Genomic DNA, 24411 nt, shown 5'->3' with positions numbered 1-24411 from the left:
GTACCGACGTCAGCGCTCGATGCCGAGAACGCGCAGCGCGTTCTGCTTGAAGATCATCGGGGCTACGTCGGGTTTGATGTCGAGAGTGGCGAAATCGTTGCGCCATCGATCCACTTGGATGACCGGGAAGTCGGATCCGAACAGCACCTTGCGGCGCAGCATCGTGTTCGCGGCCTTGACCAGTTGCGGCGGAAAGTACTTCGGCGACCAGCCGGACAGGTCGAGGTAGACGTTCGCCTTGTGGGTGGCGATGGAGATCTGCGCGTCGACCCACGGTACAGCGGGGTGGGCCATGACGATGGTCAGATCGGGGAAGTCGGCGGCGACGTCGTCGAGCAGCATCGGGTCGGAGTAGCGCAGCTTGATGCCGTGCCCGCCGGGCAGCCCCGCGCCGATGCCGGTCTGCCCGGTGTGGAACAGGGCCGGCACCTGTGCCTCGACGAGGGCCTCGTACAGCGGGTAGAAGCGCCGGTCGTTGGGCTCGAAGCCCTGCATGCTCGGGTGGAACTTGAAGCCCTTGACGCCGTACTCGTCGACCAGGCGGCGCAACCGCTGGACGGCGGCCTTGCCCTGCAGGGGGTCGACGGAGCCGAAGGGGATGAGCACATCGTTGTTCTCGGCGGCGAACTCGGCGATCTCCTCGACCGAGTTCGGGGCGTGCCCGGTGGCCGACTGCGCGTCGACGGTGAACACGACCGCGGCCATGTTCCGCTCGCGGTAGTGCTCGGCGATGGACTTGATGGTCGGGGTGCGTTCCTCGCCGGACTTGAAGTACTTCTCCGACGCGGCCATCAGTTCGTCGTCCATGGACCGGTGGCCGCAGCCGTCGATCTCGACGTGGGTGTGGATATCGAGGGCGTCGATCTTGTCGAAGTCGATGCCGTACTCGTAACGGCTCACTTGGCGAGCACCTCCTCGGGGAATTCCTCGCCGACGGACTCGACGCGGTCGGCGAACACGATGGGCCACTGGGCGGCGACGTCGTCGGCGGAGAAGCCGCCGTCGTGGAAGGCGGTGGCGGTCAGCTGCGGGTGCGACCACAGTGCGAGGCGATCCCCGCCGACGGAGAACGCCTGACCGGTGATGGCGGCGGCGTCGTCGGAGGCGAGGAAGGCGATCAGGCCCGCGACGTCCTCGGGGGTGCCCATGCCGACCTCGCGGCGGATGACCGCGGGCAGCTCGCCGGTCTGCTTCATCTGTTCGATGTAGGGCGCGAAGATCGGCACGGTCTCGGTCATCGCCGTGACGGCGACGGGGCACACGGCGTTGGCGGTGATGCCGGCGCGCTGCAGTTCCATCGCCCAGGTGCGGACCATGCCGACGACGGCGGCCTTGGCGCCGGCGTAGTTGGTCTGGCCGAAGTTGCCGCGCTGGCCGGCGGGGGAGCCGATGGCGATGATGCGCCCGCCCTCGCCCTGCTCGCGGAAGCGCAGCACGGCCTCGCGCACGCACGTGAAGGTGCCGCGCAGGTGCACGTCGATCACGGCGTCGAAGTCGTCGTCGGTCATCTTCCACAGCACCTTGTCGCGCAGGATGCCGGCGTTGGTCACCATCACGTCGAGGCGGCCGAAGTGCTCGACCGCGGCCGCGACGAGCTTCCTCGCCGTCTCTGTGGGGCCGACGGGGGCGACCACGGCGACGGCGCGTCCGCCCGCGGCGGTGATCGTCGCGACGGCGGCATCGGCGGTGGCCCGGTCGACGTCGTTGATCACGACCGCGGCGCCGTGACGGGCCAGCTCGGTGGCGTAGGCGAGGCCGAGGCCCTGTCCGCTACCGGTGACGACGGCGACTTTGTTGCTGAGGTCCACGAGATCCTCCGTTGCTCGAGCTGATGTACTCCCAATCACATAGGAACATCTATTATTGAAAAAGTCAACGATTGAGGAACTGTTACCCTGAGGGTCACGACGAAAGGCTGTCGGAATGGAACGTCGACGCGTCCTCGAGGACGACCTGGGATTTCTGCTGACGCGTGCCAGCGCGATGGTGGTGCGATCGGTGAACGAGGCCCTCGCCCCGCTCGGGCTGCGGGTGCGCCCGTACACGGTGCTCTCCCTCGCGTGCGACGAACCCGCCGGTGTGGCGCAGCGCCGCATCGCCGCGGACATGGGACTGGATCCCAGTCAGATCGTCGCGATCGTCGACGAACTCGAGAGCCGTGGCCTCGTCGCGCGCACCGCGGATCCGGGCGACCGGCGCAACAAGCTCATCGTCGCCACCGACGAGGGGCGAAAGCTGTGCGACGAGGCGCGCCGGCTCAGCGAGGAGGTGTCGGACCGGCACTTCGCCGGCGTGAACCCGGCTCTTCTCACCGAAATGCGCAATGTGCTCGGCCGCATGGTTTTTCCCGAGTCGGTGAACTCGGTCTCCTGAACGGCCGCAAGCCGCCTCGCCGACGGCGCTGGGTGCATGTCAGCCTTGCCGGGCAGGAGTCGACGCATCGATCGATGCCGGACGGGTGACCAGCCACAGCGCCGCCACTACGGTGCCTCCGAGTGCGGTCGCGGCAAGAGCGGCGGCGGAATCGATCCACAGTCCGGCAAGTGCGAGGCCTGCCGGAACAGCCGCGGTCAGCACCCCCTCCGTGATCGCCACGGCACCGGTGAAGCGGGTGAGTTCGGTGCGGCCGAGAGCCAGGACCAGAAAGAAGAGCAACCAAAGCCCGGCCCAGGCCAGCCAGAATACGACGAAGAGCCGGCCGCCGTCGTACCAGGTGCGGGCGGCAAACCCGACCGCGGCCACCGCAACGAAGAGGGAGAACCAGCCCAACCCTTCCGGAGGCCATCCCGTCGCAGCGTTGATCCCGACCCACAGGTACGTGAAGCCGAACAGGTAGAGACCGGCTGCCCCGGCGATTGCGGCGCCGCCACCGTCCGTGGTGACGATCAGGGCGGTCGGGATCACCACCTGGAGGGTGCCGACGCACAGGTTCAGCGGCGCAGCGGCGCGGGCGGAGATCCGCCCGAGAAGCATGATGCCGTTCACGATCAGGACGGCACCGACGTAGAACAATCCGACATCGGTCATCTGCGGTCGCTTTCCGCCGAGGCGCCCGCGGTGCCGGGGTGTCCGAGCATCCCGGCACCGCGGACCCGTCGACTTACTGGGGGAGGATGTCCTTGTCGAAGATGTCGAGCGGAATCTTCAGCGTGACAGCCGCGTTCGGAATGTCGACGATGCCGCCGACGTGCATCTCGCACGGTGCGACGCTGATGATCGTGTACGCCTGCTCGGGCGCGTAACCGAACTTACCGAGGTAGTCGATCGCCTGTTCGACGGCGTCGACCGCGGCCATGGTGGTATCGATGTACTTCTGCTCCCGGCCGCGCGCGGACAAACCGGTGAACGACAGGTACCGGGTACCGAAGTTCGGGTCGACAGGAGAGGGTCGCAGCATCGGGTTCCGCACCCCGTACTTCGCCATGCCACCCTTGATCAGGTTGAACCGCAGCCACGTGGACCCATCCATTTCGATGGCGTTCCAGGTGATTTCACCATCGCCCTCGGCGAAGTGAAGGTCGCCGCACGAGAAGAGCGCCCCCTCGACGAAAACCGGGAAGTACACCCGCGAGCCGCGGGAGAGGTTCTTGATGTCGAGGTTGCCGCCGTTCTCTCGGGGCGGCACCGTGCGCGCCGCCGTGGCGGCGACCCGCGCCCATTCGTCGCCCTCCAGGGTGCGCAGCACCGACGTCGCGATCGCGTCCTCCCGCGGGCCGGCCAGGCCGTCGGCGATCAGCGGATCCTCCCGCTCGTTCCAGATCTGCAGCAGCTCGTGCGACGGCGCCACGCCGATCACACCGGGGTGGCTGATCGCGGGGATCTCCACGCCCGGGATCTGCCGGCTCGTCGCGAACAGACCGTGCAGGTCCCACACCGTCTTGAAGCCTCGAGGGAACCAGCTCGCCAGTGGTCCGCCCATTCCGGGCAGGATGTTCGAGTATCCGATACCCGAGAGCGGCTGCACGTCCAGAACATCGACCACCAGTAGGTCGCCGGGCTCGGCGCCGTTGACGTAGACCGGTCCGGCGATCGGATGGGTACGGGTCAGGTCCAGATCCCGGATGTCCTGGTCCTCGTCGGCATCCTGGAGCTGGTAGTCGTCGTAGCCGGGGGTTTCGAGGATCACCTCGTCACCCGGATCCAGTTCGTGCAGCGGCGGAATGTCGGGATGCCAGCGGTTGTGCCCGAGCTCCTTCTGCTCGGCAAGGGGGACGCCCACCTCGCAGCAGAATCTCGGAACGCCGAGATCGCGGTTGGGGAAACGGGATACGCCCGAGCGCGTGAAGTCCACGTCGGCTCCGAGCGAACGGGGGAGAGCAACATCGCTTGACATCTGTCCGACCTCCAATGGGGGATGTGCGTGGTGCGGCTCACAATTTACTTCCATTTGGAACTGTGTCAAGTGGAAATAATCTCGGAGCGGACGCCGCTACCTCCGTGCGCAGGGGTGCGTGGCGCGCGAGGAAAGCTGCCGCGCGGCACGCGGCAGCATCCGTGAGTCACACGGGGGCGACGGTCAGCGAGTGGTGAGCTTCTCCAGAAGCGTTCCCAGTTCACGCAGCTCCGCAGGCGCGAGCGGGGCGAACGCGTCCGCGAGCGCGGCGGTCACCGCCGGGGCGAGTGCACGATGACGAGCGATGCCGCGGGCACTGAGGCGGACCATCATGCGTCGCCGATCGTAGGAATCCAAGGTCCGGTACGCCAGCGCGGCGTCGACGAGCCGATCGACCGTCCGGGTCAGGCTCGGCCCCGGGATGAGGGTGACGGCGGAGATCGCACTCATCGTGGCCTCTTCCACGGAGGCGAGGTGGTCGACCACCCGCCACTGGTCGAGGGTGAGATCCGACCCGGTGAGGGCGCCCCGCACGGCCGCGCGGACCAGGGCGGCCGCCCGATCGACCGCCAGCGTATCCACCATGACCGCGTCGTCCCGATCAGCCTGCACCATGGGCACCCCTTGCTGAGACATCGTTCCGAACGCAATACTTCCAGATGAATATTCCACCGCGCGTGCAGCGGCCGCAAGGAGGCTCGATGATGTCGAGGAGCTATCGCATCGGACTGGTCATTCCACTGCGCGGGCCGGGCGGAATCTACGGTCCGTCGTGTGAGGCCGTCGCGAACCTCGCCGCCGCGACCCTCAACGACAACGGCGGCATCCTCGCCCGCGAGGTGGAAATCGAGGTGATCGACGCGAGCCTGCCCGCGCCGGAGCTTCGCGCCGAGATCGCTCGACTGCTGGCCGCAGACCGCATCCACGCGGTGACCGGCTGGCACATCTCGACGGTACGCGAGCAGCTCTCCTCGGTCCTGGCCCATCGGATCCCGTACGTGTACACCTCCCTCTACGAGGGCGGCGAGTCGCGTCCGGGCATCATCTGTTCCGGTGAAACCCCGGGCCTGCAAATCGGTCCCGCGTTGCGATGGCTGCGGGAGCACGCCGGCATCCGGCGCTGGACGGTCGTCGGCGCCAACTACGTGTGGCCGCGACGGACCGTCCCCGCCATCCGCGCCTACTGTCACGAGCTCGATCTGCAGGTCGTCGAGGAGATCTACGTCGACTACGGCACCACCGACTTCTCCCGGGTGCTGCCGCGTATCGAAAAGAGCGGCGCCGAGGGCACCGTCATGTTGCTCGTGGGTCGTGACGCAGTCGCGTTCAACCGGGCGTTCTGCGGACGGGGTCTGCATCAGCGGCTGTTGCGGTTCAGTCCGCTGATGGAGGAGAACATGCTACTGGCAAGCGGGGCGGACGCTACCGAAAACCTGTTCGTCGCCGCGAGCTACTTCACATCACTCGTCACCGCGTGTGCGCAGGATTTCATGTCCGCCTATGTCCGTCGGTTCGGTCCGGGCGCACCACCGCTGAACAACGCCGCCGAATCGTGTTACGAGGGCGTGACCACTCTCGCCGCGCTCACCGCCGCGGCCGGATCCAACACGATCGACGAGATCCTCCGTCACTCGGGCACATTGAGCTACGACGGCCCCCGCGGGTCGGTGCACGCCAGCGCCGGGTTGATGCACCAGGACGTGCACATGGCCGTGGCCGACGGGTACGAATTCGACGTCGTGGCCACGCTCTGACGCTCCTGCTCCGGGCGCAGGACTCCCGATGGTCATCAGCACAGGAGACCAGCCGGACAGATGCCATGCCTCGGTTCGAACAGGACTGGAAGCACATGCATTTCCGCGGGGATCCCGGGGCGGAGCAGGAACACACCGGCCGGTCCCACGGCGCCTCGGCGAGGATCGGACTCAGCGAGGCCATGGGCCGTGGTCACGACGCCGGCGCGTTGCCGGCGAGGACTGGCGGCGCGGCGCGGTCGACGAGCCGCAGCTTCCACTCGGCAGCACGCACGGCTGCAACCGTGCGGTTGGCGGCGCCCGTCTTGCGCAGCACGTGCTCCAAGTGGGTGGACACCGTCGACGGGCGGATTCCCAGCTCCCGACCGATAGCGGTATTCGACGCGCCGTCACGCACCAGGCCGAGCACCTGCAGTTCCCGCACGGTCAGACCGTCGGGCGGTGGCACGACACGCGCCCGCACGAGGACCCCTCCGCCGCGGGCGGGCGCTAGGTGGGCGTCGTAGACAATGCCGGTGGCGATGAGCAGGTAGTCGGCGGCGCGCCCGCGGCGACGCACCTCGGCCGCGACCGCACGCAGCCCGTCGCCCGCGGCTACGAGCGCGGCGGCGGCGGGCTCCGGGGGCGCGTCGAGGGGGCGGTCGATCGCGCCGGATGCGGCGACAACGAGCACGATCCCGCGCCCCGGATCTCGGTCAGCGGGGCCGGGCGCGGCAGCCGGGTCGACGACGCAGGCGAGGTCGGCGGCGAGCAGCGCCACCATGACCAGGTCTTCCCGATCGAACACCCGTCCACCGGCAGCGCTCAGGTTCAACATCCCCACATAGCGCCCGTCGGGGGCAAACAGGCATTGGCTGAGGCCGTCGGTGTACTGCTGCGGCACGATGACCTCGTCGAAGACGGGACCGTGGCGCAGCCGCGGGGGCACCGTGCACAGCTGCTGCGGCAGGCGCCGGCCGAGCATGTCGTCGAACAGCGGGTGGCGGGGCAGAAAGCGATTGATCGCGTCGACGATCGGCCGCGGGTAGCCGAGGCTGGAGGCGGTGCGGTGGCACCCGCGCGCCGCGTCCCAGCGAGAGATGGCGCCATGCGCGAACGGCACGCACGCGGACAGCTCGAACAGGACGCGAGCTGGGTCGGTCGGGTTGTCGTCGCGGGCGAGGCGTGCACTCAGTGCCAGCGCGGCCGCGAGGCGTTCCGTGTCGGCGCGGGACATGAGGTGATCATCCCCGGCGCGTCGCGCGTTGGCCAGGGGCATCGTTTCGGCGTTCGCGCATCGGTCGTTCGGCCGATGTTGTGTTACGGGCGTCACCCTACTGTCGGGCCGTTCGTTCCCCCGAATGGAGATCACCGTGGACATCAACGACTACACCGCGCACGACGCAACCGGCCTGGCCCGCCTCATTGCTGACAGGCAGGTGAGCCCGGCCGAGGTGCACGACGTCGCGGCGCGGGCGATAGACGCCGTCGATCCGGTTCTCGGCGCAGTCGCCGGCGAACGGTTCGCCACCCCGCTCGATCACAGCAGCGACGGCCCGTTCGCGGGCGTACCGTTCGCGATCAAGGACCTCATCGCGCACGCGGCCGGCGTCCCGCAGCGCAACGGAAGCCGGCTGTTCGGCGACGGTCTCGTGCCCGCGGAGGACACCTATCTGATGGCGCGTTTCCGCCGCGCGGGCCTGGCCACCATGGCCGTGACCACCACGCCGGAGCTGGGGTTCAACGCGTCGACGGAGGCGGCCGCCGCGTACGGGCGCCCCACTCGCAACCCGTGGGACACCGACCGCAGCCCGGGCGGGTCGAGCGGCGGGTCGGCGGCGCTGGTGGCGGCGGGTGCACTACCGATGGCACACGCCAATGACGGGGGCGGGTCGATCCGGATCCCCGCCGCCGCGTGCGGGCTGGTAGGCCTGAAGCCGACCCAGGGCCGCACCACCCCCGGACCCGAATACGCCGACCCGCTCATGGGCCTGGGCATCGAATTCGCGGTGACGCGCACCGTCCGCGACAGTGCCGGGCTGCTCGACGCGGTGCACGGCAGTGAGCCGGGCGATCGGTATCTGCTCCCGGCGCCCGAGCGCCCGTTCGCCGAGCTGGTCGGGCAGGACGTGCGGCCGTTGCGGATCGCGGTGTGCACCACCCCGTATGACCCGTCCCGCGCGGTCGACCCGCAGTCCGTCGCCACGGTGCAGGAGGTGGCGGCAGTACTCGAGCGACTCGGCCACCACGTCGAAGAGGCGGCCCCGCGTATCGACGCGCAGACCTTCGACGACGCGAACTTCACCGCCTGGTGCAGCTTCCTCGCCGACGGCGTCTACGCAACCGCAGAATTGCTGGGCGTCACCCCCAGCCGCGAGCACCTGGAGGCGACGACGCTCGAGTGCGCCCGGTACGGCGCGACGCTCACCGCGCGCGATCTGTACGCCGCCGACCGGGTGTTCAACACGGTGCGCCGCGAGGTGGCACGCTTCCTCGGCGAGTACGACGTGCTCCTCACACCGACGACCGCGCAACCGACCGTCCCGCTCGGGCACCTCGACGCCGACAACCCGGAGCTGGACGCGCGCGGATGGTACGACCGCATCTTCGACTACGGAGCGTTCACCTCGGTGTTCAACACCACTGGGCATCCGGCGATCTCGCTGCCGCTCGGGCAGTCCGACGAGGGCTGGCCGGTCGGGGTGCAGTTCGCCGGGCGCTACGGAGACGAGGCGACCCTGCTGCAACTGGCGGGCACGATGGAGCGGGCGATGCCGTGGGCGCATCGCCGTCCTCGCGTCCACGCCTGACCGGCGGCGGCCCCGGCGTCGAGGCGCGAACCGGGGCCGCCGCTCGCACGCCGCGAGTCCGAGCCGGCGAAAGACCTGGGTGCGACGGTGCCGGGCCGATTCCACGCGTCTCTTTCGGTGAACCGCCCTCGATCCGCCCGTAGCCCCCCATAGTCGTGGGTGCGCCGTTCGGGCATGCCCTGACGGCGCACCAGCGCTGACCCCGGCTCGTTGGTGGAATGGGCAGGGCGGGGCGAAGGTGCAGGGCGTAGCGAGACCGCTTGTGCCGCTGCCGAGGCGAGCAGGACCTCCGGCAGGGAACATGCCGGCTTGCTCCTGTCGGCGCGCCGATTCTGGACGTTCATCGCGTGCTCGGAGTTCGGTGCCCGAGCATTTCGTGCGCTGGCACTATCGACCTTGTGGTTGCTGTAGCGGTGGCGATGCTCGCCGGGGTGCTCGTCTTCGCCGTGATGCGTCCGTGGGGACTGCCGGAGGTGTTCGTGGCACTGCCGGCCGCGGCCGCAGTCGTCGCATTCGGCGTCGTAACCCCGCACGAAGTAGAGCAGCAGCTGCGCACGCTGTTCCCGACCGTTGCGTTCCTCGCCGTCATACTCGTGCTCGGGCATCTCGCCGACGCGCTCGGCGTGTTCGCGTGGGTGGCGTCGGTTCTCGTCCGGCGCGCGAATCACGACCCGCGACGTCTGCTCAACGCTGTGTTCGTCACCAGCGCCGTCGTGACCGCCGTGCTCAGTCTCGACGCCACCGTGGTCCTGCTGACGCCGATCGTCCTGCGGGCCGCGACGGCGCTGCGGATGTCGCCCCGACCGCACGTCTACGCCACCGGGCACCTGGCGAACTCGGCGTCGCTGCTGATGCCCGTCTCCAACTTGACGAACCTGCTGGCCTTCACCGCTACCGGACTCACATTCCTGCACTTCACTGTCCTCATGACGCTGCCGTGGCTCGCGGTGGTGCTCGTCGAGGGTCTCGTCTTCCGGTGGTTCTTCGCGCGCGACCTCGCCTCGTTGCCACCGCTGCAACCCGACCCGATACCGCCCGTGCACGCGCCGCGTTACGCGCTCGGGATCGTCGCCGCCACCCTCGTCGGATTCGCGGCGACGGGGCCGCTGGGGATCGAACCCGTGTGGGCGGCGGCGATGGGCGCGGCGGCCCTTGCCGTCCCGGCCCTGCGGCGGCATCGCACCACCCCTCGGCGAGTTCTCGCCGCCGCCGATCTGTGGTTCTGCGTGTTCGTCTTCGCGCTGGCCGTCGTTGTCGCCGGCGTCTCGTCCGGCCCCGTCGGCGACGCGTTGGCGAACGTGCTGCCCACCGAGCCGAGCCTCGGGGCGCTGCTCGGGGTGGCGGCCGCAGCCGCGGTGGCCGCCAACGTCGTCAACAACATTCCCGCGACGTTGATGCTCCTCACCGCTCTGGGCCCCGGGGCCCCGCCCGCTCTGATCCTTGCTGCGCTGCTCGGTGTAAACCTCGGTCCGAATCTCACCTACGTCGGTTCCCTCGCCACGATGCTGTGGCGACGTCTGCTCGAAGGCTCCGCCGGCCGTCCGGACCTTTACACCTACACCCGGCTCGGCGTGATCACGACGCCGCTCACCCTGGTCGTCGCGGTTCTGGCGCTGTGGATCGTCACCTGACTCCGCGTCGGACCTGACCGACCACCTCGGCGCAACCTCCGGGTCGAACTCGTTGCACGGTGCAGCGTCCCGGCTCCGGCGACCAGCCCTCAGCGGTGAACCGGCGGCACGTCCCGTTGCTCCAGCCGCAGACGGGCGGCGGGAATGACCCCGGGAAAGTAGTAGTGGCCCTCCGGAGACTCGACCAGATCCTCGGCATCGATACCGTGGACCTCCCACACGTCGACCGCGCCGCCGGTGTTGTTCATCTGCACGAACCAGTCCCGCTCCCACTCGCCGGCGCAGAGGAAGCAGCCCTGCTGCTCGGGCCGTCGGCTACCGGCGATACCGGGCGCGGCATCCATCCGATTCCAGTCCAGGCCGTATCGCGAGATGGAAGCACGGTTGAGCACGGAGGTGACGTGGTAGCGGACAGCCATCCGCCGACGGTATCAACGACGAACTATCCCCGGATAGTAGATTTTTTCGGAACCCCTGGATATGGAACGCCGCATACCGGACTCGGCTGAGGTGACTTCAATGCGAGAGAAGTCCGTGCCCGGGTGTCACCTTCGCCAGAACAGGTGGTGCGTCACGCCGCTCGGGCTGGGCACGACCTCGAGATGGAACCGGTCGAGTAGCTCATCGGGTGACTCCCAGAGTCGTACTCCGGATCCGAGCTGCACCTGCGAGACTGCCACGTGCATGGTGTCGACGAGGTCGGCCTCGAGAAACTGCCGGATGGTGGTAGCCCCGCCACCGAGTCGGACATCCTTGCCCCGCGCCGCCTCTCGCGCCCGCTCGAGGACCGTGGCCGGGTCGCCGTCGACGAAGTGGAAGGTGGTGTCGGAGAGGGTGAACGACGGGCGCGGGTGGTGGGTCAGCACGAACACCGGGGTGCGGAACGGGGGTTCGTCGCCCCACCATCCGCGCCACTCGTGGTCGTGCCAAGGCCCGCGTTGGGGACCGAACTTGTTGCGGCCCATGATCTCGGCACCGATATTGCGGGCGTAGTCCCGCGTGAAGTAGTCGTCGAGGCCACGGCTGCCGCCAGGGTCTGTGCGCATGGGCCAGCTCGCCGTCGCGCCGGCCCACGCGAACATCTCGCCAGGGTCGGCGTGTCCGAACGGCCTCTCGAGGCTCTGGTGTACACCGGCCCCGAAGCCGTCACACGAGACGGTGAAGTTCTGGATTCTCAGCAGCTGATTCACTCGGTTCCTCCCGCACTCTCGATGAGGATGATACGGAGATTGAGACTCCATGGGGTGGACAAACTCATCGGTGGGGTGGCAATCATCCGAAATTCGGATCACTTCGAGAGACGACGGGAGGAACTACCGGGGAACAGAGTTCCTTGTCGGGGCGTCGGCCGCCCGGCCATGGTGATCGCAGGTGACCCCGGGTCCGTGGCCGTCGTGCCGCGGTTCGTCGAGTGCTCGAGGCATGAGATGCACAGGTTCACCGAACCGATCCCCATCCCTCCTGCGGCATTCATCGCAGCCCGACGTGGTTCACCCGCGACCTCGACACCACGGGACGGATCGAGACCGGTGTACTGATGGAGGTGGCGGTGCCGCGCTGATGGGAACCGACTCGTCGATCCTCGCCGACAGCACGCCATCGCCACCGTCGGCCAACTCTTGGACGGCATCGCCTGCCGGGACCGAGGGTCGATCGCCCGGCGGTCGACCGGCCCACTCCTCGATGAGCTGCTGCCGGGCAGCAGCCAGCCCTTGTCCACAGGTCAGCACAGCCGGTACCACCCCGGTCTCGGCGGGGCGCCCATTGCCGTCGTCGAGGACGACGTTGCCGTGGTGCTCGGCGCCACCGACGAATCCGCCGAGCGTGCACCGAGGCCGGTCCCGGCCGTGCTGGTCGCATCCTCCTCCGCGCCTCGAACGTGACGCTGGGACGATCCCACCGTGATCCTTGGACCGACGCGCGGACAACACGGTCGCGGACGCGGTCGCCGAACCGGCCGAGTGGGACCGGAATGCCTGGCCGTGGATCGCCGACGACTGCGCGCTGTGGTGCGGTCTGCATCTGCGAGCTCGCCATCCCGAACTCGTCCGCCGGTACTGGGTGCTGTCTCCGTTGTCATGACACCCACCGCCGCTGAGTGCTGCCGACTGGGTTCTCGTCACGCCTGTCCCATTATCCTCACGATCGAGCGAAGACGGAGGCGAGGCGGTGGATCGCTCGGGCTCGGGCCAGCCGGGGGATGTCGCTACCGTCTCTGACGCGGGTGCCGTCCGCGCCGAGTTGGTCGATGACGTCGCGGGCCCAGTCGATGTCGGTCGGGGTAGGGCTCAGGGCGCGGTTGATGACGGGGGCCTGCTCGGGGTGCATGCACAGCTTGCCCGACAAACCCATGGTGCGGGTCACGGCGAGCGCGTCGGTGAGCGCGTCCTCGGCGGTGGTGAGTGTGGGGCCGTCGATGGGGCCGGGCAGTCCCGCTGCTCGGCTCGCTACCACCAGTCGTCCCCGCGCGTAGGACAGGGCCGGTGCTAGATCGGCTGCCCCGGTGTCGCGGCGGAAGTCGCCGCTACCGAAGGCGAGCCGGAAAGTTGGTTCTGCGGAAGCGATGTCGTAGGCGCGTTCGATGCCGAGTGCCGACTCGACGAGTGCCAGGACGGGGGTGCCGGCAGGTAATCGTATGAAGGTCTCGGTGACCTGTTCTGCCGATTCGCATTTGGCGAGCATCACGCCCAGCAGTCCGGGTGCTCCATCGAGTGCGTCGAGGTCGTGGTTCCAGTCCTCGCTTCCGGCGGGGTTGATTCGGACCCAGCCGGTGCCGCCGCGAGTGAGCCACAGGTAGAGGGCTTCTCGTGCCGCGGGTCTCGCGGAGGGGACGACACCGTCTTCGAGGTCGTAGATGACGGCGTCCGCCGCTCCGGTGCACGTGTCACCGAGATGCCGGCTGTGGGCTGCGGATACGAGCAACCACGATCGGGCATCGGTGGCGGGGACGACGGGATGGTCCGGGGGCATCGGTGCCATGGGCGGTCCTCCAGGTAGTCGCTGTTTGTTATCGGGACAGCCATCCACCGTCGACGGACAGGGCGGTGCCGGTGACGTAGGCGGACGCGGCCGAGGCGAGGAAGACGACCGCGCCGGCGAGGTCTTCCGGCCGTCCCCAGGTGCCGGTGGGGATGCGACGCAGCATGTTCTCGGCCCGGGTGGGGTCGTCGCGGTGGGCGGCGGTGAATTCGGTTTCCATGTAGCCCGGGGCGATCGCGTTGACGCGGATGTGGTGGGCCGCCCACTCGTTTGCCAAAGCGCGCGTCAAGCCGAGGATTCCGTGTTTGGAGGCGGCGTAGGACGGGACCTCCATCCCGCCCTGGAACGAGTTGACCGATGCGATGTTGATGATGCTGGCGGCGGCGTTGTCGTCGAGGGCGGACCGCGCGAAGGCCTGGCTGAGTAGGAAGGGGGTAGTGAGGTTGAGGTCGAGCACCGCCGACCAGTCCGAGGGTGTGGTTTCGGTCGCGGGACCACGGCGGATGATGCCGGCGTTGTTGACCAGGATCGTCGGGTGCGGGAACTCGGTCTTGGCCCAGGAGAAGAGTTCTGCCGCCGATTCGGGGGTCAGGCCGCTGAGGTCGGCGGTGCGGGTCGCGCAGCGGACTCCCCGGGCGCGCACTTCCTTGGCGACCTGATCGAGTTCCCCGATGTCGACGGCGACGATGTCGGCTCCGGCCTCCGCGAGTGCGATGGCGAGCGCGCGGCCCAAACCGCGCGATGCCCCGGTCACGATGGCCGCGTTGCCGTCGAGTCGGAACAGGTCCAGGACCGGGGTGTGGACGGGTGCGTTCATGCGAGAGCTCTTTCTGCTCGGATCGGGAGACGAGACCTTTTGGCCGGGCCGGTGTGCGGGTGAGCGCCGCACACCGGCCCGGCGGCGTTGTCAGTTCCGGGTGGCCTCGTCGAGGACCCGGTCGTGGACGAGGGAGGTGCGGGCGGTTTCCTTCGCGGCGATCACGGCGATGATGGTGATCACGGCCAGGATGGCGAGGTAGATGCTGACCGCGATCGTGTTCTTCTCCTCGACGGTTCCCAGCAGTGAGACTGCGATGACGGGGGCCAGACCGCCGGCGAACACCGAGGCGAGTTGGTAGCCGAGGGAGGCGCCGCTGTATCGGACGCTGGTGCCGAACAACTCGGAGAACATCGCCGCCTGTGGCGCGTACATCAGTGTGGTGAAGATCAGGCCGATGAAGATGGCCGCCGCGATGATGGTCTGGTTGCCGGTGTCGATGAGGGGGAAGAACACGAATCCCCATATGCCGGCGCCGAGTGCGCCGGTGAAGTAGAGGGGTCGACGGCCGACTCGGTCGGACAGGGCGCCGATGAGCGGCGTGAGGAAGAACTGGGCGACGGAGGCGATGAGCACACCGGCGATCGCGGCACTCTTGGGCATATCCAGGTAGGTGACCATGTAGGTCATCACCACGACGGTGAAGATGTAGTACGAGGTGTTCTCCACCAGTCTCAGTCCCATGGCGATGAGCACCTCGCGCGGGTACTTGCGCAGGACTTCGATGATGGGGGCGTGTTCGCTCTTGTGGTTTTCGAGGGCCCTCTTGTTTTCGGCGAAGACGGGGGATTCCTCGATGCTCAGACGGATCCAGAGACCGATCAGGACCAGTACTGCACTGAGCAGGAAGGGAACTCGCCATCCCCAGGAATCGAAGGTTTCGTCGCTCTGGACCAACGCCAGCACCCAGAGAACCACCGCGGAGAGGAGGTTTCCGAGAGGAACGCCGGCCTGGGTCCACGAGGTCCAGAATCCGCGACGATCGTTGTCGCCGTGTTCGGCGGCCATGAGCACTGCTCCGCCCCATTCGCCTCCGACGGCGAAGCCCTGCAGTAGCCGGCAGCCGATGAGCAGCATCGGCGCGGCGATGCCGATGCTCGCGAAGGTCGGCAGCAATCCGATGGCGAAGGTCGCGGCGCCCATCATGAGCAGGCTGACGACCAGCATCTTCTTGCGGCCGAGTTTGTCGCCGTAGTGACCGAAGACGATGCCGCCGAGCGGTCGGGCGAAGAATCCCACCGCGAAGGTCGCGAACGCGAGCAGGGTGGCCGTGGCAGGTTCGCTGTCGGGGAAGAACAGGGGCCCGAAGACGAGCGCGGCGGCAGAGCCGTAGAGGAAGAAGTCGTACCATTCGACGGCTGTGCCGATCATGCTGGCGAAGGCGACCTTGACGATCGACGTGCGCCCGGCCGCGTGAGTAGCTGGTTCGACAGCGACATCGGAACTGGACATGGCGTGGCCTTTCGGGACAGGGGTGGGGTCCGGTGTGGTCATGGGACGAGCACGACCTTCATGTCGTGGCCGGCCGCGGCACGTTCGAGTGCCGAAGCCGCGTCAGTGAGGGGAATCTCGGTCACCAGCTGCGGCCACGGTGTCGGGTCGACGGCCATGGCGGTGGCAGCGGCCCGGTAGTCGACCTTGGTCGATCCGTAGCTGCCTTGCAGGCGAATCTCCTTGCGGGTGACGGCGTTGAAGTCGACCGGTCCGGTGCGGGCGAACAGGCCGACGACGGAGATGGGGCTGCCGGGGAGGACGGCAGCGATGGCGGCGTCGAGTGCCGCGGTCGAACCGGAGGCGTCGACCCAGGCGGTAGGGGTGAACGGCAGCTCGTCCCGTCCGGCGATCACGGTGCGCAGACCGAGGGAACGGGCGAGCGGCAATCGCCCGTTCTCGTCGTTGTCGACTCCTGAAAGTACGACATCGTGGCCTCGCTGGGCGAGGACGAGAGCAGCCATCGTGCCGATCGGTCCGGGTCCGGAGACCACCACCTGGGTGGGGCCCTCGCCGGCGTTCTCGATGTGCGCTACAGCGCGGCAGGCGACCGAGAGTGGTTCGGTCAGGGCCAGTGTCGACGCCGGCAGGTCGCGGTCCACCTCGACCAGGCGGACCTCGGAGACGACGAACGATTCGGCGGCGGCGCCGTCGAAGGACAGCCCGAGGACAGTGCGTTGGGGACAGATCTGGCGGAAGCCGCGCTCGCACAGCGTGCATACCCCACAGCCGTCGATCGCCACGGGCACCACTCGCTTGCCGAGCCAGTTCGGGTCGACACCATCACCGAGAGCTTCGACGCATCCGACCGCCTCGTGTCCGAGCACTACCGGGGGGCGGATCCATTCATAGCCGGTGTCGTGACGCCAGGCGTGCACGTCGCTGCCGCACAGGCCGCAGGCCTCGGTGCGAACCCGCACCTGTCCCGGGCCCGGTTCGGGCTTGGGTAAATTCTGCACGCGGACGTCGCAGGGGATGGCACTTTTCTTGGTGAGAGCTCGCATGGGGAACCTGTACTTTCGCCCGCGGGCGGGCTCAGGGCTGAAAGAGGGTGAGATGCCGGCGGACACCGCCCCCGCGTGCGTAGAGCACTCGGTGTGGTTGCACCAGGCCGGGCGGTGTCCGCCGGAGCGGCGTCAGCGGATGAAGCGGTCGACGTAGTCGGCGCCGAGACCGACCGTCTCGTAGTGGGCGCGGGCCTTGTCGATCTTGCTGAAGACGTCCTCGATGCCGACGGTGTTGCCGTCGACGTCGACGTAGATGTAGGCGCCGCTCACGTGGAACAGGGTGGCCATCTCGGTCACGTCTTCGGGGACCTCGAGGGTGTGGATGTCGCCGGGCGGCTCGAAGGCGTAGGTGCCCTCTTCGGCCCACCAGTCGTATTCGAGGTAGTGCCAACGGCCGCGCAGGGTGAACGCGTGCACCGCGCCGGCGTGCCGGTGGCGGGACAGGATTCCCGAGCGGCGTACTCGCAGGATGTTCACGAAGTAGCCCTGGCTCGCCGACAGCACCAGCGGGCGGAACTCGACGTCCTGGGACTGGGGGACCCACAGCCGTTCGTCGCAGTCGAGGTCCAGGGCACCCGGAACGATCAGGTCGTCACTCATGCCATACGGCTTGGGCCCCGTGTACGCGACCGCGGCCTCGTCCCTCATCTCAACGGTGGAACTCATGATGCTCTCCTTTCGCTTAATCGCATAAGTTACGGTACAGCCCTGTGTTCCAGCGCACAAGCCCCAAAGATGTCAGGGAGGTATTACGCGTCCACCTGGTCATATGCGGGCGGCGTCGCGTTCGTATGGGGCGACTCGAGTCCGCCATGCCGGTAAGTCAATCTGATTAACCGAATCAGTCGGACCTGGGCGCACGCCGTGGCAGGAAGTCCCGGCCTGTGCCGAGTGCTTAACCGACTAAGCTTTCGGTATGGCTGATGTCTCCCACCCCCAGAGCGGGGACCGTCCCCGCGGAGGGCGTCCTCGCCGAGTGACGATGAGCGATGTCGCTCGTCGGGCAGGGGTGTCCTCGGCAGCAGTCTCCTACGCGCTCAGTGGGGCGCCGGGGGTGAGCGAGGAGCGACGTCAACGGATCCTCGCCATCGCCGAAGAAATGGGATTTCGGCCCAGCAGAATCGCCCGGGAGCTTCGCGCCGGTACCACGAAAGCCATCGGACTGCTCCTCGCCGACATCGCCAACCCCTTCTACACCGAGGTCGCCGGCGGTGTGGTCGCTGCCGCCGCCGAAGAAGGCTACGAGGTGTTCGTCTCCCATGTCGGCGTGGATGGCTCCCGCCAGGCCGATGTCGCACTGGCCCAGGTCGATCGAAACTGCAGCGGCCTGATCTTCACCTCGCTCGTCGCCGACGACAAGCCGCTCCTCGACAAGCTCCGGCACGAGAACATCCCCGTGGTGCAGCTCTATCGCAAGGTCGAGGACGAGCCCTCCGACTGGGTCGGCATCGACGACTATTCCGCCTCGTTCGAAATGGCTTCCCACGCCGTCGCCACCGGCCGACGCAAAGTCGCGATCCTCGGCGGTCCCGACACGTCCAGTGTGTCCGTCAACCGCATGGCGGGATACCGCGACGCCCTCACCAAAGCAGGCCTGCAGGCGATCAACGAACCAGACCTGTGGGGCGAACTCACCCGCGCCTCCGGGGCGCTGCGCGCACGGGCGCTGTTCGCCGAACACCCCGAAACCGATGCGATCGTCTGCGGCAACGACCTGATCGCCCTCGGCGTTCTCGACGTCTGCCGAGAAATCGGCAAGCGCGTACCCGAGGATGTGGCCTTGACCGGTTTCGACGACATGAGTTTCTCGAGCGCAGGCCCGTTGCAGCTGAGCACCGTGACGGTGCCGCGGGACCTGATGGGGCAACGAGCCGCCCGCATGCTCATCCAACGGATCACCGGCGACGAGAGTCCCCCACGAAACGAACTACTGCCCTACAGCATTCAGGTACGGGAAACGACCGCCCGCCGCGGATAGTTCGCTCAACCGGAGCGTCGTAGCGATCCGGTTGAGCGCTGCGCACCGCCGAATGGGCGAACCGATGCGCAGGCATGGCCGAACGAGGGCGAGGCGTGCTCGATACGTCGTTGGAAGGGCATCCGTCCCGGTACGGGCATGGTGGCTGCACCTGCGCACAACCCCCTTTCCACAGGGACCGGAGAAGATCGCGTGCCTGTGCCGTCCCCACCGGATGGCTGAGGCGACTACCCTTCGTCGATGATCGGTACTCCGAGGAGTGACTCGTGACAGGCGCGATCGGGCAGTCCCTACCGATTGCGGTCGGCCTGCTGCTGGCCGCGATGCCGATGGTGATGCTGTCGGTGCTCCTGGTCACCAAGCGGCCGGTGAGCGTGTCGTACGCCTTCGTCGGTGGCTGGGTTGCGGGCCTGCTCGTCGTGGGCGCCGTGGTGCTCGCGGTGGCGGATGTGATCATGCTGGCCGACGAGCCCACCTGGTGGGCCGGTGCTGTGAAACTCGCGCTCGGGATCGTGCTGGTCCTGATGGCTGTCCGGAAGTGGCGGGCGCGGCCGCAGGCCGGAGAGGAGTCCACCGTGCCAGGGTGGATGGCGGCCGCACAGACCATGACCGCTCGACGGGCTCTGCGGCTGGGGTTTCTGTTTGCGGCGGCGAATCCGAAGAACCTCGCCCTGGTCGCGGCGGGCGCAGCGGTCATCGCGGACGCGACTGCGCGGGTACTCGAGCAGGTCGTGGCGCTGGTTGTCTTCACGGTCGTGGCGAGCCTGGGCGTGGCCGCCCCGGCCGTGGTTCGGGGCGTGTTCACCGACCGCGCTGATCGCGCGCTCGCCGTGGCCGATGAGTGGATGACCCGGCACCACGCGGCGATCATGGCGGCGGTCCTGCTGATTCTGGGCGTGCTTCTGATCGGCAACGGGATCGCCGGGCTGTAGACGCCTGCCCTGAAGCTCCGTCGTCGGCAGGCTTGTTGCCGCCGGATCGATGCAACGACGTCGGCAATTCTGCACTGCGGTGGTGGTCTCCACGGTGGCGAGTTACGGGTTTGCGCTAGACGGTTTGGATGAGACGCAGGAGCGGAAGTACGCGATCGGTGCGGCGAAGATACCTGGCATAGTCGGGGGCGGTCTGCAGTATCCGCGGCCAGAACGCGGCTGCCTGCTGGGGTGTCAGCTCTTCGGCGCGAACCTGTTTCGTCTCGCCGTCGACCTCGACCTGGGCCTGGGGGTCGGCTTTGAGGTTGAAATACCAGCCCGGATGGGTTGGCAGCCCGCTGTTCGCTGCGACGACTATCAGGTCTGGGCCGTCCGGGAAGTACTGCAGTAGTACCGTGCGCGGCAGGCCGGAGCGTCGCCCACGGGTGGTGAGGATGAGCGCTCGGCGGTGCCACGGACGCACGATCCGGCCCCGGGTCCGTCGGATGAGCCATGCCCCGATCCCGACCGAACGGGTGTCGACGACGTGTTCGATGCGTGTCTCGAGCCGTTCGACGCGCCGGGCAGCACTGTTCGTGTGGTCGTTCGAATCGGAGTTGCGCAGCTCGGTGGCGAGCAGCCGTAAGGCGCTCCGGCGGATCAGGCCGCTGAAGGGACCGACGACGGTCCAATAGCGGCCGAACCGCCGTCTGCTCTCCGCATCGGTCACGGCGACGCGCGTTTCTACTGTGAGAATCGACGACTCGGCGCCGTATGGGGCGACTCTGAGGTTGAGCACGATCTTGGCAAAGCCCGGCTCTTCGAAGGTGGCGAAGCCATCCGGGCTGACGTTCGGACCGGACGAGGCGTCGGCAGCCGCCCACGGGCGACCGATCTGGCCGAGGACCATCTCGAGATTCGGTGCTTCTGCGAGCAGAACCCAGCCATGGTCGGTCATGTCCGTGAGCCGGAAGGTCGGTGCAGCGGCGGCAGCTACTCCCGGGCCGGTCCGGTGCGCGATGAGGCGTTGGGGGAGGGCGCGCAGACCGATGAGCGTCCGGATCAGCGGGGCCTGGAACAGGTCGAGCTGACGCGCGGCGCGGTAGCACGATCGGGGGTGGGCGCGGACGATGTCGGCGTGTGCGATGGAGTAGTCGTAGTGCGGTAGGAACTCATCGATCAGCATCGCTGACGCGGTCGTCGGGGCGGGCGCGGGGTGCGGCCGCGGGGCCGATTGCTCACCGGTCACCACGATGCCTTCGGCATCCCGGGTACCGGCGGCTGCGACGGGGACGTCACTGTGCAGCGGAAGCGGGTGCCGACACCGATCAGCCCATCGATGAGCTTGTTCGCACGTAGCATCCGCGGGGTGTAGGCAGGTTCGTTGCGCTTGTCTATGACGACGTCGAACACTTCCTCAACCGGCCGGTGGATGAGGATCTCCCCGGTGATGGTCGCCATGGTGCTCTCCTGTCGACCTTCTCGGATGCTTGGGAAACTACCTCGAATGATACGGCCGGCAACTCCAGTAGTTCGCAGAAGAACTCAGCGAACTACTGGGGCGCAGCGGTGTGGTCGCGGGTTCATATCCTCCGAATCGGTACTGTTCGCCGGCGAGGCGCAGCTTGCGGTCCTCGACCATCGGAGTCGCACGCCCCGAGGTGGCAGCCGTGACCGGCGCGCCGGCGTGGACGCGGCGACATGTCGGTCCAGCACCCGCACGCACGCCGCGTCCCGCGGTGGATCCACATTAACGGCATACCGACTGTGGATGCGGCTATCGGCCGAGCCGGCAACACCTGCCGACTGATAGCCGGCGACCCACCGCTCGAGTGTGCTCACCGACACGTGCAGCTCCTCGGCTTGGTGGCCATGGCGCCGATCGGAACATTCCGGCGTCGTCGCGACGGGACTACCGGTGTCCTGCACGTATCCGACCTCGACTTCGCCGGTCCGGGCACGATTCCTGTGTTGACCCCGAGGGACATCGAACCGCATCGAACTCGGTCCGGTTTCATTCAGCTGCCTGATCGGTCGACGACAAGCGGGCGAGGTGTCGAGTGTCAGTCCAGCATTTCCTTGAGATAGGCGGTGATCATGGCCGTCAGCTGGTCCGCGATGACGTCCGGCTCGATGGGCGGCTGATCGAGCACGTAGCCGACCGCGACGTTCTCGACGGTCCGGACGAGCATCCACGCGATGGCCTCGGGATGCTCGATCGGGCGCCGGCCGGGATTGAAGCGCAGCCACATGGCCAGCAGCGCGTCGATGCGGTGTTCGAACGCGACCAGCCGGCTGTCCGGCGTGCGGGGGAGTTGCTCGATGAGCACGCGCAGCAGGCGGGGGTTCTCGCCGAGAGCCTCGAGCAGCACCCGCATGTTGGTTCGCACCGATTCGGTCCAGGTGGGGGCGTCGAGCGCACCGGTGAACACGTGCGAAATGCGAGCTTGCACCTCCTCGGTCCAGCGGTCGACGACTTCGGCCACGATGGCGTCCTTGCCGGGGAAGTACTGGTACAGCGATCCGGGGCTGATGCCCGCCGCGGCGGCGATCCGATTGGTGGAGGCGCTCTCGTATCCGTCGGTGAGCAGGACCTCCCGGCCGGCGGCGACGATGCGTTCGACCATCTCCTGCGAGCGGCGCTGCTGCGGTACCCGGCGCATTCGGCCCTGCTCCGCCGGCCTCACCGGCACCGTCCGGATGCGAATTGAACGCGAGTATTTGCTCGTGTAAGCATCGGCCCATGGTGGCACAGGAGATTCGACAGGACTCGCCGGCGGTGCGTTACCCGCACCGATACGCCGGCATCCGACCCAGAAACGAGCGCATCGGGCGTCCTCTGCGCGCCTACGCGCGGATCGGTGCCGTCGACGAGGAACTGCTCGACCGGATCGGCCGCCGGATGGTCGCCCGCGACGAGGTGGGCGCGGACCTGGTGCGCGCGATGCGCCGCCCCCGGACGGACGCCGAGCGGGTGACCATGGCGCAGTTCCAGCGGGCGCTCGAGCACGGCATCGACGCGGTGCCGGACGCGCCGGACGCACTGCGACGGTTCTTCGCCGTGGTCGATCACGTCCCCGAATGGGTGGACTTCGGCCTGGTGGAGAAGGGTGCCCGGGCCTTCCGCCGGATGGGCCGCAGCCGCATCGACGTGCTGCTCCAGCTGTCGCTCATCGGCGGTTACCGGTTCGGTGGGCCGCCGGATCTGCTGGTCGAGACCGGGGGCCTGACCGGTTCGACCGCGATGCGACGCCTCGGCGAAACCCAGAAGTGGGGTACGGCGGTCGGCGAGCCCGGTGGGATGCGCCGGGACGGTGAGGGATTCAAGCTCACCGTGCACGTGCGCGCCATGCACGCGCTGATCAACCACCAGTTCGAGACCAACGGTCGATGGGACATCGAACGCTGGGGGCTGCCGATCAACCAGACCGACCAGGCGGCAACCCTGGGGCTGTTCAACGGCACGCTGCTGCTCGGCATGCGGGCGCTCGGCTACTTCGTCACCCGTGAGGAGTCCCGGGCGGTGATGCACCTGTGGAAATACGTCGGATGGCTCATGGGCATCGACGAGGACTGGCTGTTCGACACCGAACGCGAGCAGCACGTGTTCAACTACCACGTGCTGTTGGTGCAGGACGACGTCACGCCCGCGGGGGCCGCGCTGTCCGGGGCCCTCGTGGAGGGCCAGCGCACCCTCGACTACGGCCGGTTCGGCGACGTGCGCGGCCGGTACGAGCGGCAGCGCCTGCTGAGCATGCTCCGGTACTTCCTCGGCACGCAGAGCCTGCGGGAGCTGGGTCTGCCCGTCACCCCGGCATGGGCGGTTCCGCCGGTGGTGGTCAAGAACATCGTCATCTCCACAGTGCTCGCGCGCACGCGCACCGGGAGGCGGTTCCTCGAGCGGCTCGGCGACCGGGCCGCACGGCGCGAACTCGCCTCGAAGTTCGGGGCGTCGAGGCCCGCCGTCGGCGCGCTGCCCGGCTGAGCTTTTCCCGGCCGCCCACCGGGGAGCCCGATCGGTCGCGTCGTCCCGGTCGCTAGGCTTGTCCCGGCAAGCCGGACCGCCGGTCTACAGGAGCTGCGGGCGGCGGTCGTCGAGTGGAGCGGGTGAAAGACGTTGACGGACTCCGGAGAGCTGAGCATCGGGCCCCTTGTGCGCCCGTCCGACGGCAGTGACGACACGGCGAAGGTGGTCGCCGACCTCGTCAATGCCGTCTATGCGGTCGCCGAGGAAGGCATGTGGCCGGAGGGAGCCACCCGGACCTCGGCGAGCGAGATCGCCGAATTGGCCGGTGCCGGCCGGCTCTTCGTCGCCTCGCTCGGCGACCGGATCGTGGGCTGCGTGAAGGTGGTGCAGCTCGACGCCCGCGTCGCCGAGTTCGGGATGCTCGCTGCCGATCCGGAGGTGCGGGGCGCCGGCATCGGCCGTGCCCTCGTGCGGTTCGCCGAGGCCCACGCGGCACGGCTCGGGAGCGAGATCATGCAGCTCGAGGTCATCCAGCCGAGAGACTTCGAGCACGCGTCGAAGGTGTTCCTGTCGCAGTGGTATCCGCGAATGGGGTACGTGCCGGTGCGGACGGACGGGCCCGAGGTCATGTACTCCGAACTGGTCCCGCTGCTCGCGGTCCCGTGCGACGTCGTCGTCTACCACAAGCGGCTCGGCTGACCGGTCCGTCTCCGCGTGGCGCCCGGCGCGGGCGGCGGCGACGTGCTTCCATGGT

Annotated in this window: 26 protein-coding genes; 10 read left to right on the top strand and 16 right to left on the bottom strand. The window is 68.1% G+C overall.

The window, feature by feature from the left end:
- Positions 1 to 9: 9 nt before the first annotated feature.
- Positions 10 to 900, bottom strand: coding sequence for a 4-hydroxyphenyl-beta-ketoacyl-CoA hydrolase (couO, locus tag OCS65_RS26515; RefSeq protein WP_006932660.1), 891 nt, complete (start codon positions 898 to 900; stop codon positions 10 to 12).
- Complete coding sequence (gene couN / locus OCS65_RS26510) at positions 897 to 1808, bottom strand: 4-hydroxyphenyl-beta-hydroxyacyl-CoA dehydrogenase (protein ID WP_029547165.1); 912 nt, start codon at positions 1806 to 1808, stop codon at positions 897 to 899. The genes couO and couN overlap by 4 nt, the downstream gene beginning before the upstream one ends.
- Positions 1809 to 1923: 115 nt before the next feature.
- Here couN and OCS65_RS26505 point away from each other — a divergent pair, with 115 nt between their 5' ends.
- Positions 1924 to 2373 (top strand): MarR family winged helix-turn-helix transcriptional regulator, encoded by a 450-nt coding sequence (locus OCS65_RS26505; RefSeq protein ID WP_050034484.1) that lies wholly within the window; start codon positions 1924 to 1926, stop codon positions 2371 to 2373.
- 39 nt (positions 2374 to 2412) lie between these two features.
- Here OCS65_RS26505 and OCS65_RS26500 read toward each other — a convergent pair whose 3' ends face one another.
- The 3 genes from OCS65_RS26500 to OCS65_RS26490 all read right to left on the bottom strand — a co-directional run bounded on the left by OCS65_RS26500 (position 2413) and on the right by OCS65_RS26490 (position 4948).
- Positions 2413 to 3027: an AmiS/UreI family transporter gene (locus OCS65_RS26500; RefSeq protein ID WP_420833220.1), complete on the bottom strand. Its 615-nt coding sequence runs from the start codon at positions 3025 to 3027 to the stop codon at positions 2413 to 2415.
- A gap of 73 nt (positions 3028 to 3100) precedes the next feature.
- Positions 3101 to 4402, bottom strand: a complete 1302-nt coding sequence (locus tag OCS65_RS26495; protein WP_230304401.1) for an acetamidase/formamidase family protein — start codon at positions 4400 to 4402, stop codon at positions 3101 to 3103.
- Between the two features lie 114 nt (positions 4403 to 4516).
- Positions 4517 to 4948 carry a MarR family winged helix-turn-helix transcriptional regulator gene (locus OCS65_RS26490; protein ID WP_006932669.1) on the bottom strand — a complete coding sequence of 144 codons (432 nt, stop codon included), beginning with the start codon at positions 4946 to 4948 and terminating at the stop codon, positions 4517 to 4519.
- An 86-nt stretch (positions 4949 to 5034) separates the two neighbouring features.
- Here OCS65_RS26490 and OCS65_RS26485 point away from each other — a divergent pair, with 86 nt between their 5' ends.
- On the top strand, positions 5035 to 6087 hold the full coding sequence (locus OCS65_RS26485; protein ID WP_006932670.1) for a substrate-binding domain-containing protein: 1053 nt from the start codon (positions 5035 to 5037) through the stop codon (positions 6085 to 6087).
- Between the two features lie 193 nt (positions 6088 to 6280).
- On the opposite strand, the gene OCS65_RS26480 is transcribed toward OCS65_RS26485, so the two are convergent.
- Positions 6281 to 7303 carry a helix-turn-helix transcriptional regulator gene (locus OCS65_RS26480; protein WP_006932671.1) on the bottom strand — a complete coding sequence of 341 codons (1023 nt, stop codon included), beginning with the start codon at positions 7301 to 7303 and terminating at the stop codon, positions 6281 to 6283.
- A 136-nt stretch (positions 7304 to 7439) separates the two neighbouring features.
- On the opposite strand from OCS65_RS26480, the gene OCS65_RS26475 reads away from it, so the two are divergent.
- Together OCS65_RS26475 and OCS65_RS26470 are read left to right on the top strand one after the other, a co-directional pair.
- Positions 7440 to 8876 (top strand): amidase, encoded by a 1437-nt coding sequence (locus tag OCS65_RS26475; RefSeq protein ID WP_029547170.1) that lies wholly within the window; start codon positions 7440 to 7442, stop codon positions 8874 to 8876.
- A gap of 398 nt (positions 8877 to 9274) precedes the next feature.
- On the top strand, positions 9275 to 10507 hold the full coding sequence (locus OCS65_RS26470; protein WP_139310938.1) for an SLC13 family permease: 1233 nt from the start codon (positions 9275 to 9277) through the stop codon (positions 10505 to 10507).
- Between the two features lie 89 nt (positions 10508 to 10596).
- On the opposite strand, the gene OCS65_RS26465 is transcribed toward OCS65_RS26470, so the two are convergent.
- Both OCS65_RS26465 and OCS65_RS26460 read right to left on the bottom strand, forming a co-directional pair.
- Positions 10597 to 10926 (bottom strand): hypothetical protein, encoded by a 330-nt coding sequence (locus OCS65_RS26465; protein ID WP_037201361.1) that lies wholly within the window; start codon positions 10924 to 10926, stop codon positions 10597 to 10599.
- A 126-nt stretch (positions 10927 to 11052) separates the two neighbouring features.
- Entirely contained in the window at positions 11053 to 11697 is a 645-nt protein-coding gene (locus OCS65_RS26460; RefSeq protein ID WP_263508147.1) for a dihydrofolate reductase family protein, read from the bottom strand.
- A 522-nt stretch (positions 11698 to 12219) separates the two neighbouring features.
- Between OCS65_RS26460 and OCS65_RS26455 the strand changes: the two genes are divergently transcribed.
- Positions 12220 to 12390, top strand: coding sequence for a hypothetical protein (locus OCS65_RS26455; RefSeq protein ID WP_263508145.1), 171 nt, complete (start codon positions 12220 to 12222; stop codon positions 12388 to 12390).
- A 25-nt stretch (positions 12391 to 12415) separates the two neighbouring features.
- Positions 12416 to 12589 (top strand): hypothetical protein, encoded by a 174-nt coding sequence (locus OCS65_RS26450; protein ID WP_006942037.1) that lies wholly within the window; start codon positions 12416 to 12418, stop codon positions 12587 to 12589.
- Between the two features lie 57 nt (positions 12590 to 12646).
- Here OCS65_RS26450 and OCS65_RS26445 read toward each other — a convergent pair whose 3' ends face one another.
- From OCS65_RS26445 to OCS65_RS26425, 5 genes are all read right to left on the bottom strand, one after another.
- Positions 12647 to 13486, bottom strand: a complete 840-nt coding sequence (locus tag OCS65_RS26445) for an HpcH/HpaI aldolase/citrate lyase family protein (RefSeq protein ID WP_263508143.1) — start codon at positions 13484 to 13486, stop codon at positions 12647 to 12649.
- Between the two features lie 28 nt (positions 13487 to 13514).
- The gene (locus tag OCS65_RS26440; RefSeq protein WP_050034489.1) at positions 13515 to 14303 is read right to left on the bottom strand and encodes an SDR family oxidoreductase; all 789 of its coding nucleotides are present in this window, start codon (positions 14301 to 14303) and stop codon (positions 13515 to 13517) included.
- 90 nt (positions 14304 to 14393) lie between these two features.
- Positions 14394 to 15755: an MFS transporter gene (locus OCS65_RS26435; protein ID WP_006942028.1), complete on the bottom strand. Its 1362-nt coding sequence runs from the start codon at positions 15753 to 15755 to the stop codon at positions 14394 to 14396.
- 38 nt (positions 15756 to 15793) lie between these two features.
- Positions 15794 to 16798 carry an alcohol dehydrogenase catalytic domain-containing protein gene (locus OCS65_RS26430; RefSeq protein WP_043802259.1) on the bottom strand — a complete coding sequence of 335 codons (1005 nt, stop codon included), beginning with the start codon at positions 16796 to 16798 and terminating at the stop codon, positions 15794 to 15796.
- A 132-nt stretch (positions 16799 to 16930) separates the two neighbouring features.
- Positions 16931 to 17467 carry a 2,4'-dihydroxyacetophenone dioxygenase family protein gene (locus OCS65_RS26425; protein WP_006942026.1) on the bottom strand — a complete coding sequence of 179 codons (537 nt, stop codon included), beginning with the start codon at positions 17465 to 17467 and terminating at the stop codon, positions 16931 to 16933.
- Positions 17468 to 17717: 250 nt separating this feature from the next.
- Between OCS65_RS26425 and OCS65_RS26420 the strand changes: the two genes are divergently transcribed.
- Together OCS65_RS26420 and OCS65_RS26415 are read left to right on the top strand one after the other, a co-directional pair.
- Positions 17718 to 18779: a LacI family DNA-binding transcriptional regulator gene (locus tag OCS65_RS26420; protein WP_050034490.1), complete on the top strand. Its 1062-nt coding sequence runs from the start codon at positions 17718 to 17720 to the stop codon at positions 18777 to 18779.
- Positions 18780 to 19045: 266 nt separating this feature from the next.
- Positions 19046 to 19711, top strand: a complete 666-nt coding sequence (locus OCS65_RS26415; protein ID WP_006942023.1) for a GAP family protein — start codon at positions 19046 to 19048, stop codon at positions 19709 to 19711.
- Positions 19712 to 19826: 115 nt separating this feature from the next.
- Here the strand turns inward: OCS65_RS26415 and OCS65_RS26410 are convergent, their stop codons facing one another.
- The 3 genes from OCS65_RS26410 to OCS65_RS26400 all read right to left on the bottom strand — a co-directional run bounded on the left by OCS65_RS26410 (position 19827) and on the right by OCS65_RS26400 (position 22353).
- Positions 19827 to 20942, bottom strand: a complete 1116-nt coding sequence (locus tag OCS65_RS26410) for a nitroreductase/quinone reductase family protein (protein ID WP_152103850.1) — start codon at positions 20940 to 20942, stop codon at positions 19827 to 19829.
- Positions 20936 to 21151: an SRPBCC family protein gene (locus OCS65_RS26405; RefSeq protein ID WP_006942019.1), complete on the bottom strand. Its 216-nt coding sequence runs from the start codon at positions 21149 to 21151 to the stop codon at positions 20936 to 20938. The genes OCS65_RS26410 and OCS65_RS26405 overlap by 7 nt, the downstream gene beginning before the upstream one ends.
- 602 nt (positions 21152 to 21753) lie before the next feature.
- The gene (locus OCS65_RS26400; protein ID WP_251550146.1) at positions 21754 to 22353 is read right to left on the bottom strand and encodes a TetR/AcrR family transcriptional regulator; all 600 of its coding nucleotides are present in this window, start codon (positions 22351 to 22353) and stop codon (positions 21754 to 21756) included.
- An 80-nt stretch (positions 22354 to 22433) separates the two neighbouring features.
- Here OCS65_RS26400 and OCS65_RS26395 point away from each other — a divergent pair, with 80 nt between their 5' ends.
- Complete coding sequence (locus OCS65_RS26395; protein WP_263508137.1) at positions 22434 to 23675, top strand: oxygenase MpaB family protein; 1242 nt, start codon at positions 22434 to 22436, stop codon at positions 23673 to 23675.
- Positions 23676 to 23807: 132 nt separating this feature from the next.
- Entirely contained in the window at positions 23808 to 24356 is a 549-nt protein-coding gene (locus OCS65_RS26390; protein WP_263508135.1) for a GNAT family N-acetyltransferase, read from the top strand.
- Positions 24357 to 24411 lie beyond the last annotated feature (55 nt).

This window comes from Rhodococcus aetherivorans (assembly GCF_025722975.1).
Lineage (GTDB): Bacteria > Actinomycetota > Actinomycetes > Mycobacteriales > Mycobacteriaceae > Rhodococcus > Rhodococcus aetherivorans.
Note: the sequence above shows the minus strand (reverse complement) of the source record. Positions and strands in the feature narration are given on the sequence as shown.

Excerpts from the sequence above, each read along its gene's own strand:
- OCS65_RS26445 (WP_263508143.1), bottom strand. The coding sequence starts at position 13,486 with ATGGCACCGATGCCCCCGGACCATCCCGTCGTCCCCGCCACCGATGCC.
- OCS65_RS26505 (WP_050034484.1), top strand. The coding sequence starts at position 1,924 with ATGGAACGTCGACGCGTCCTCGAGGACGACCTGGGATTTCTGCTGACG.
- OCS65_RS26405 (WP_006942019.1), bottom strand. The coding sequence starts at position 21,151 with ATGGCGACCATCACCGGGGAGATCCTCATCCACCGGCCGGTTGAGGAA.
- OCS65_RS26485 (WP_006932670.1), top strand. The coding sequence starts at position 5,035 with ATGATGTCGAGGAGCTATCGCATCGGACTGGTCATTCCACTGCGCGGG.
- OCS65_RS26490 (WP_006932669.1), bottom strand. The coding sequence starts at position 4,948 with ATGGTGCAGGCTGATCGGGACGACGCGGTCATGGTGGATACGCTGGCG.
- OCS65_RS26430 (WP_043802259.1), bottom strand. The coding sequence starts at position 16,798 with ATGCGAGCTCTCACCAAGAAAAGTGCCATCCCCTGCGACGTCCGCGTG.
- OCS65_RS26420 (WP_050034490.1), top strand. The coding sequence starts at position 17,718 with ATGGCTGATGTCTCCCACCCCCAGAGCGGGGACCGTCCCCGCGGAGGG.
- OCS65_RS26440 (WP_050034489.1), bottom strand. The coding sequence starts at position 14,303 with ATGAACGCACCCGTCCACACCCCGGTCCTGGACCTGTTCCGACTCGAC.
- OCS65_RS26400 (WP_251550146.1), bottom strand. The coding sequence starts at position 22,353 with ATGCGCCGGGTACCGCAGCAGCGCCGCTCGCAGGAGATGGTCGAACGC.
- OCS65_RS26435 (WP_006942028.1), bottom strand. The coding sequence starts at position 15,755 with ATGTCCAGTTCCGATGTCGCTGTCGAACCAGCTACTCACGCGGCCGGG.
- OCS65_RS26395 (WP_263508137.1), top strand. The coding sequence starts at position 22,434 with ATGGTGGCACAGGAGATTCGACAGGACTCGCCGGCGGTGCGTTACCCG.
- OCS65_RS26480 (WP_006932671.1), bottom strand. The coding sequence starts at position 7,303 with ATGTCCCGCGCCGACACGGAACGCCTCGCGGCCGCGCTGGCACTGAGT.
- OCS65_RS26465 (WP_037201361.1), bottom strand. The coding sequence starts at position 10,926 with ATGGCTGTCCGCTACCACGTCACCTCCGTGCTCAACCGTGCTTCCATC.
- OCS65_RS26500 (WP_420833220.1), bottom strand. The coding sequence starts at position 3,027 with ATGACCGATGTCGGATTGTTCTACGTCGGTGCCGTCCTGATCGTGAAC.
- OCS65_RS26425 (WP_006942026.1), bottom strand. The coding sequence starts at position 17,467 with ATGAGTTCCACCGTTGAGATGAGGGACGAGGCCGCGGTCGCGTACACG.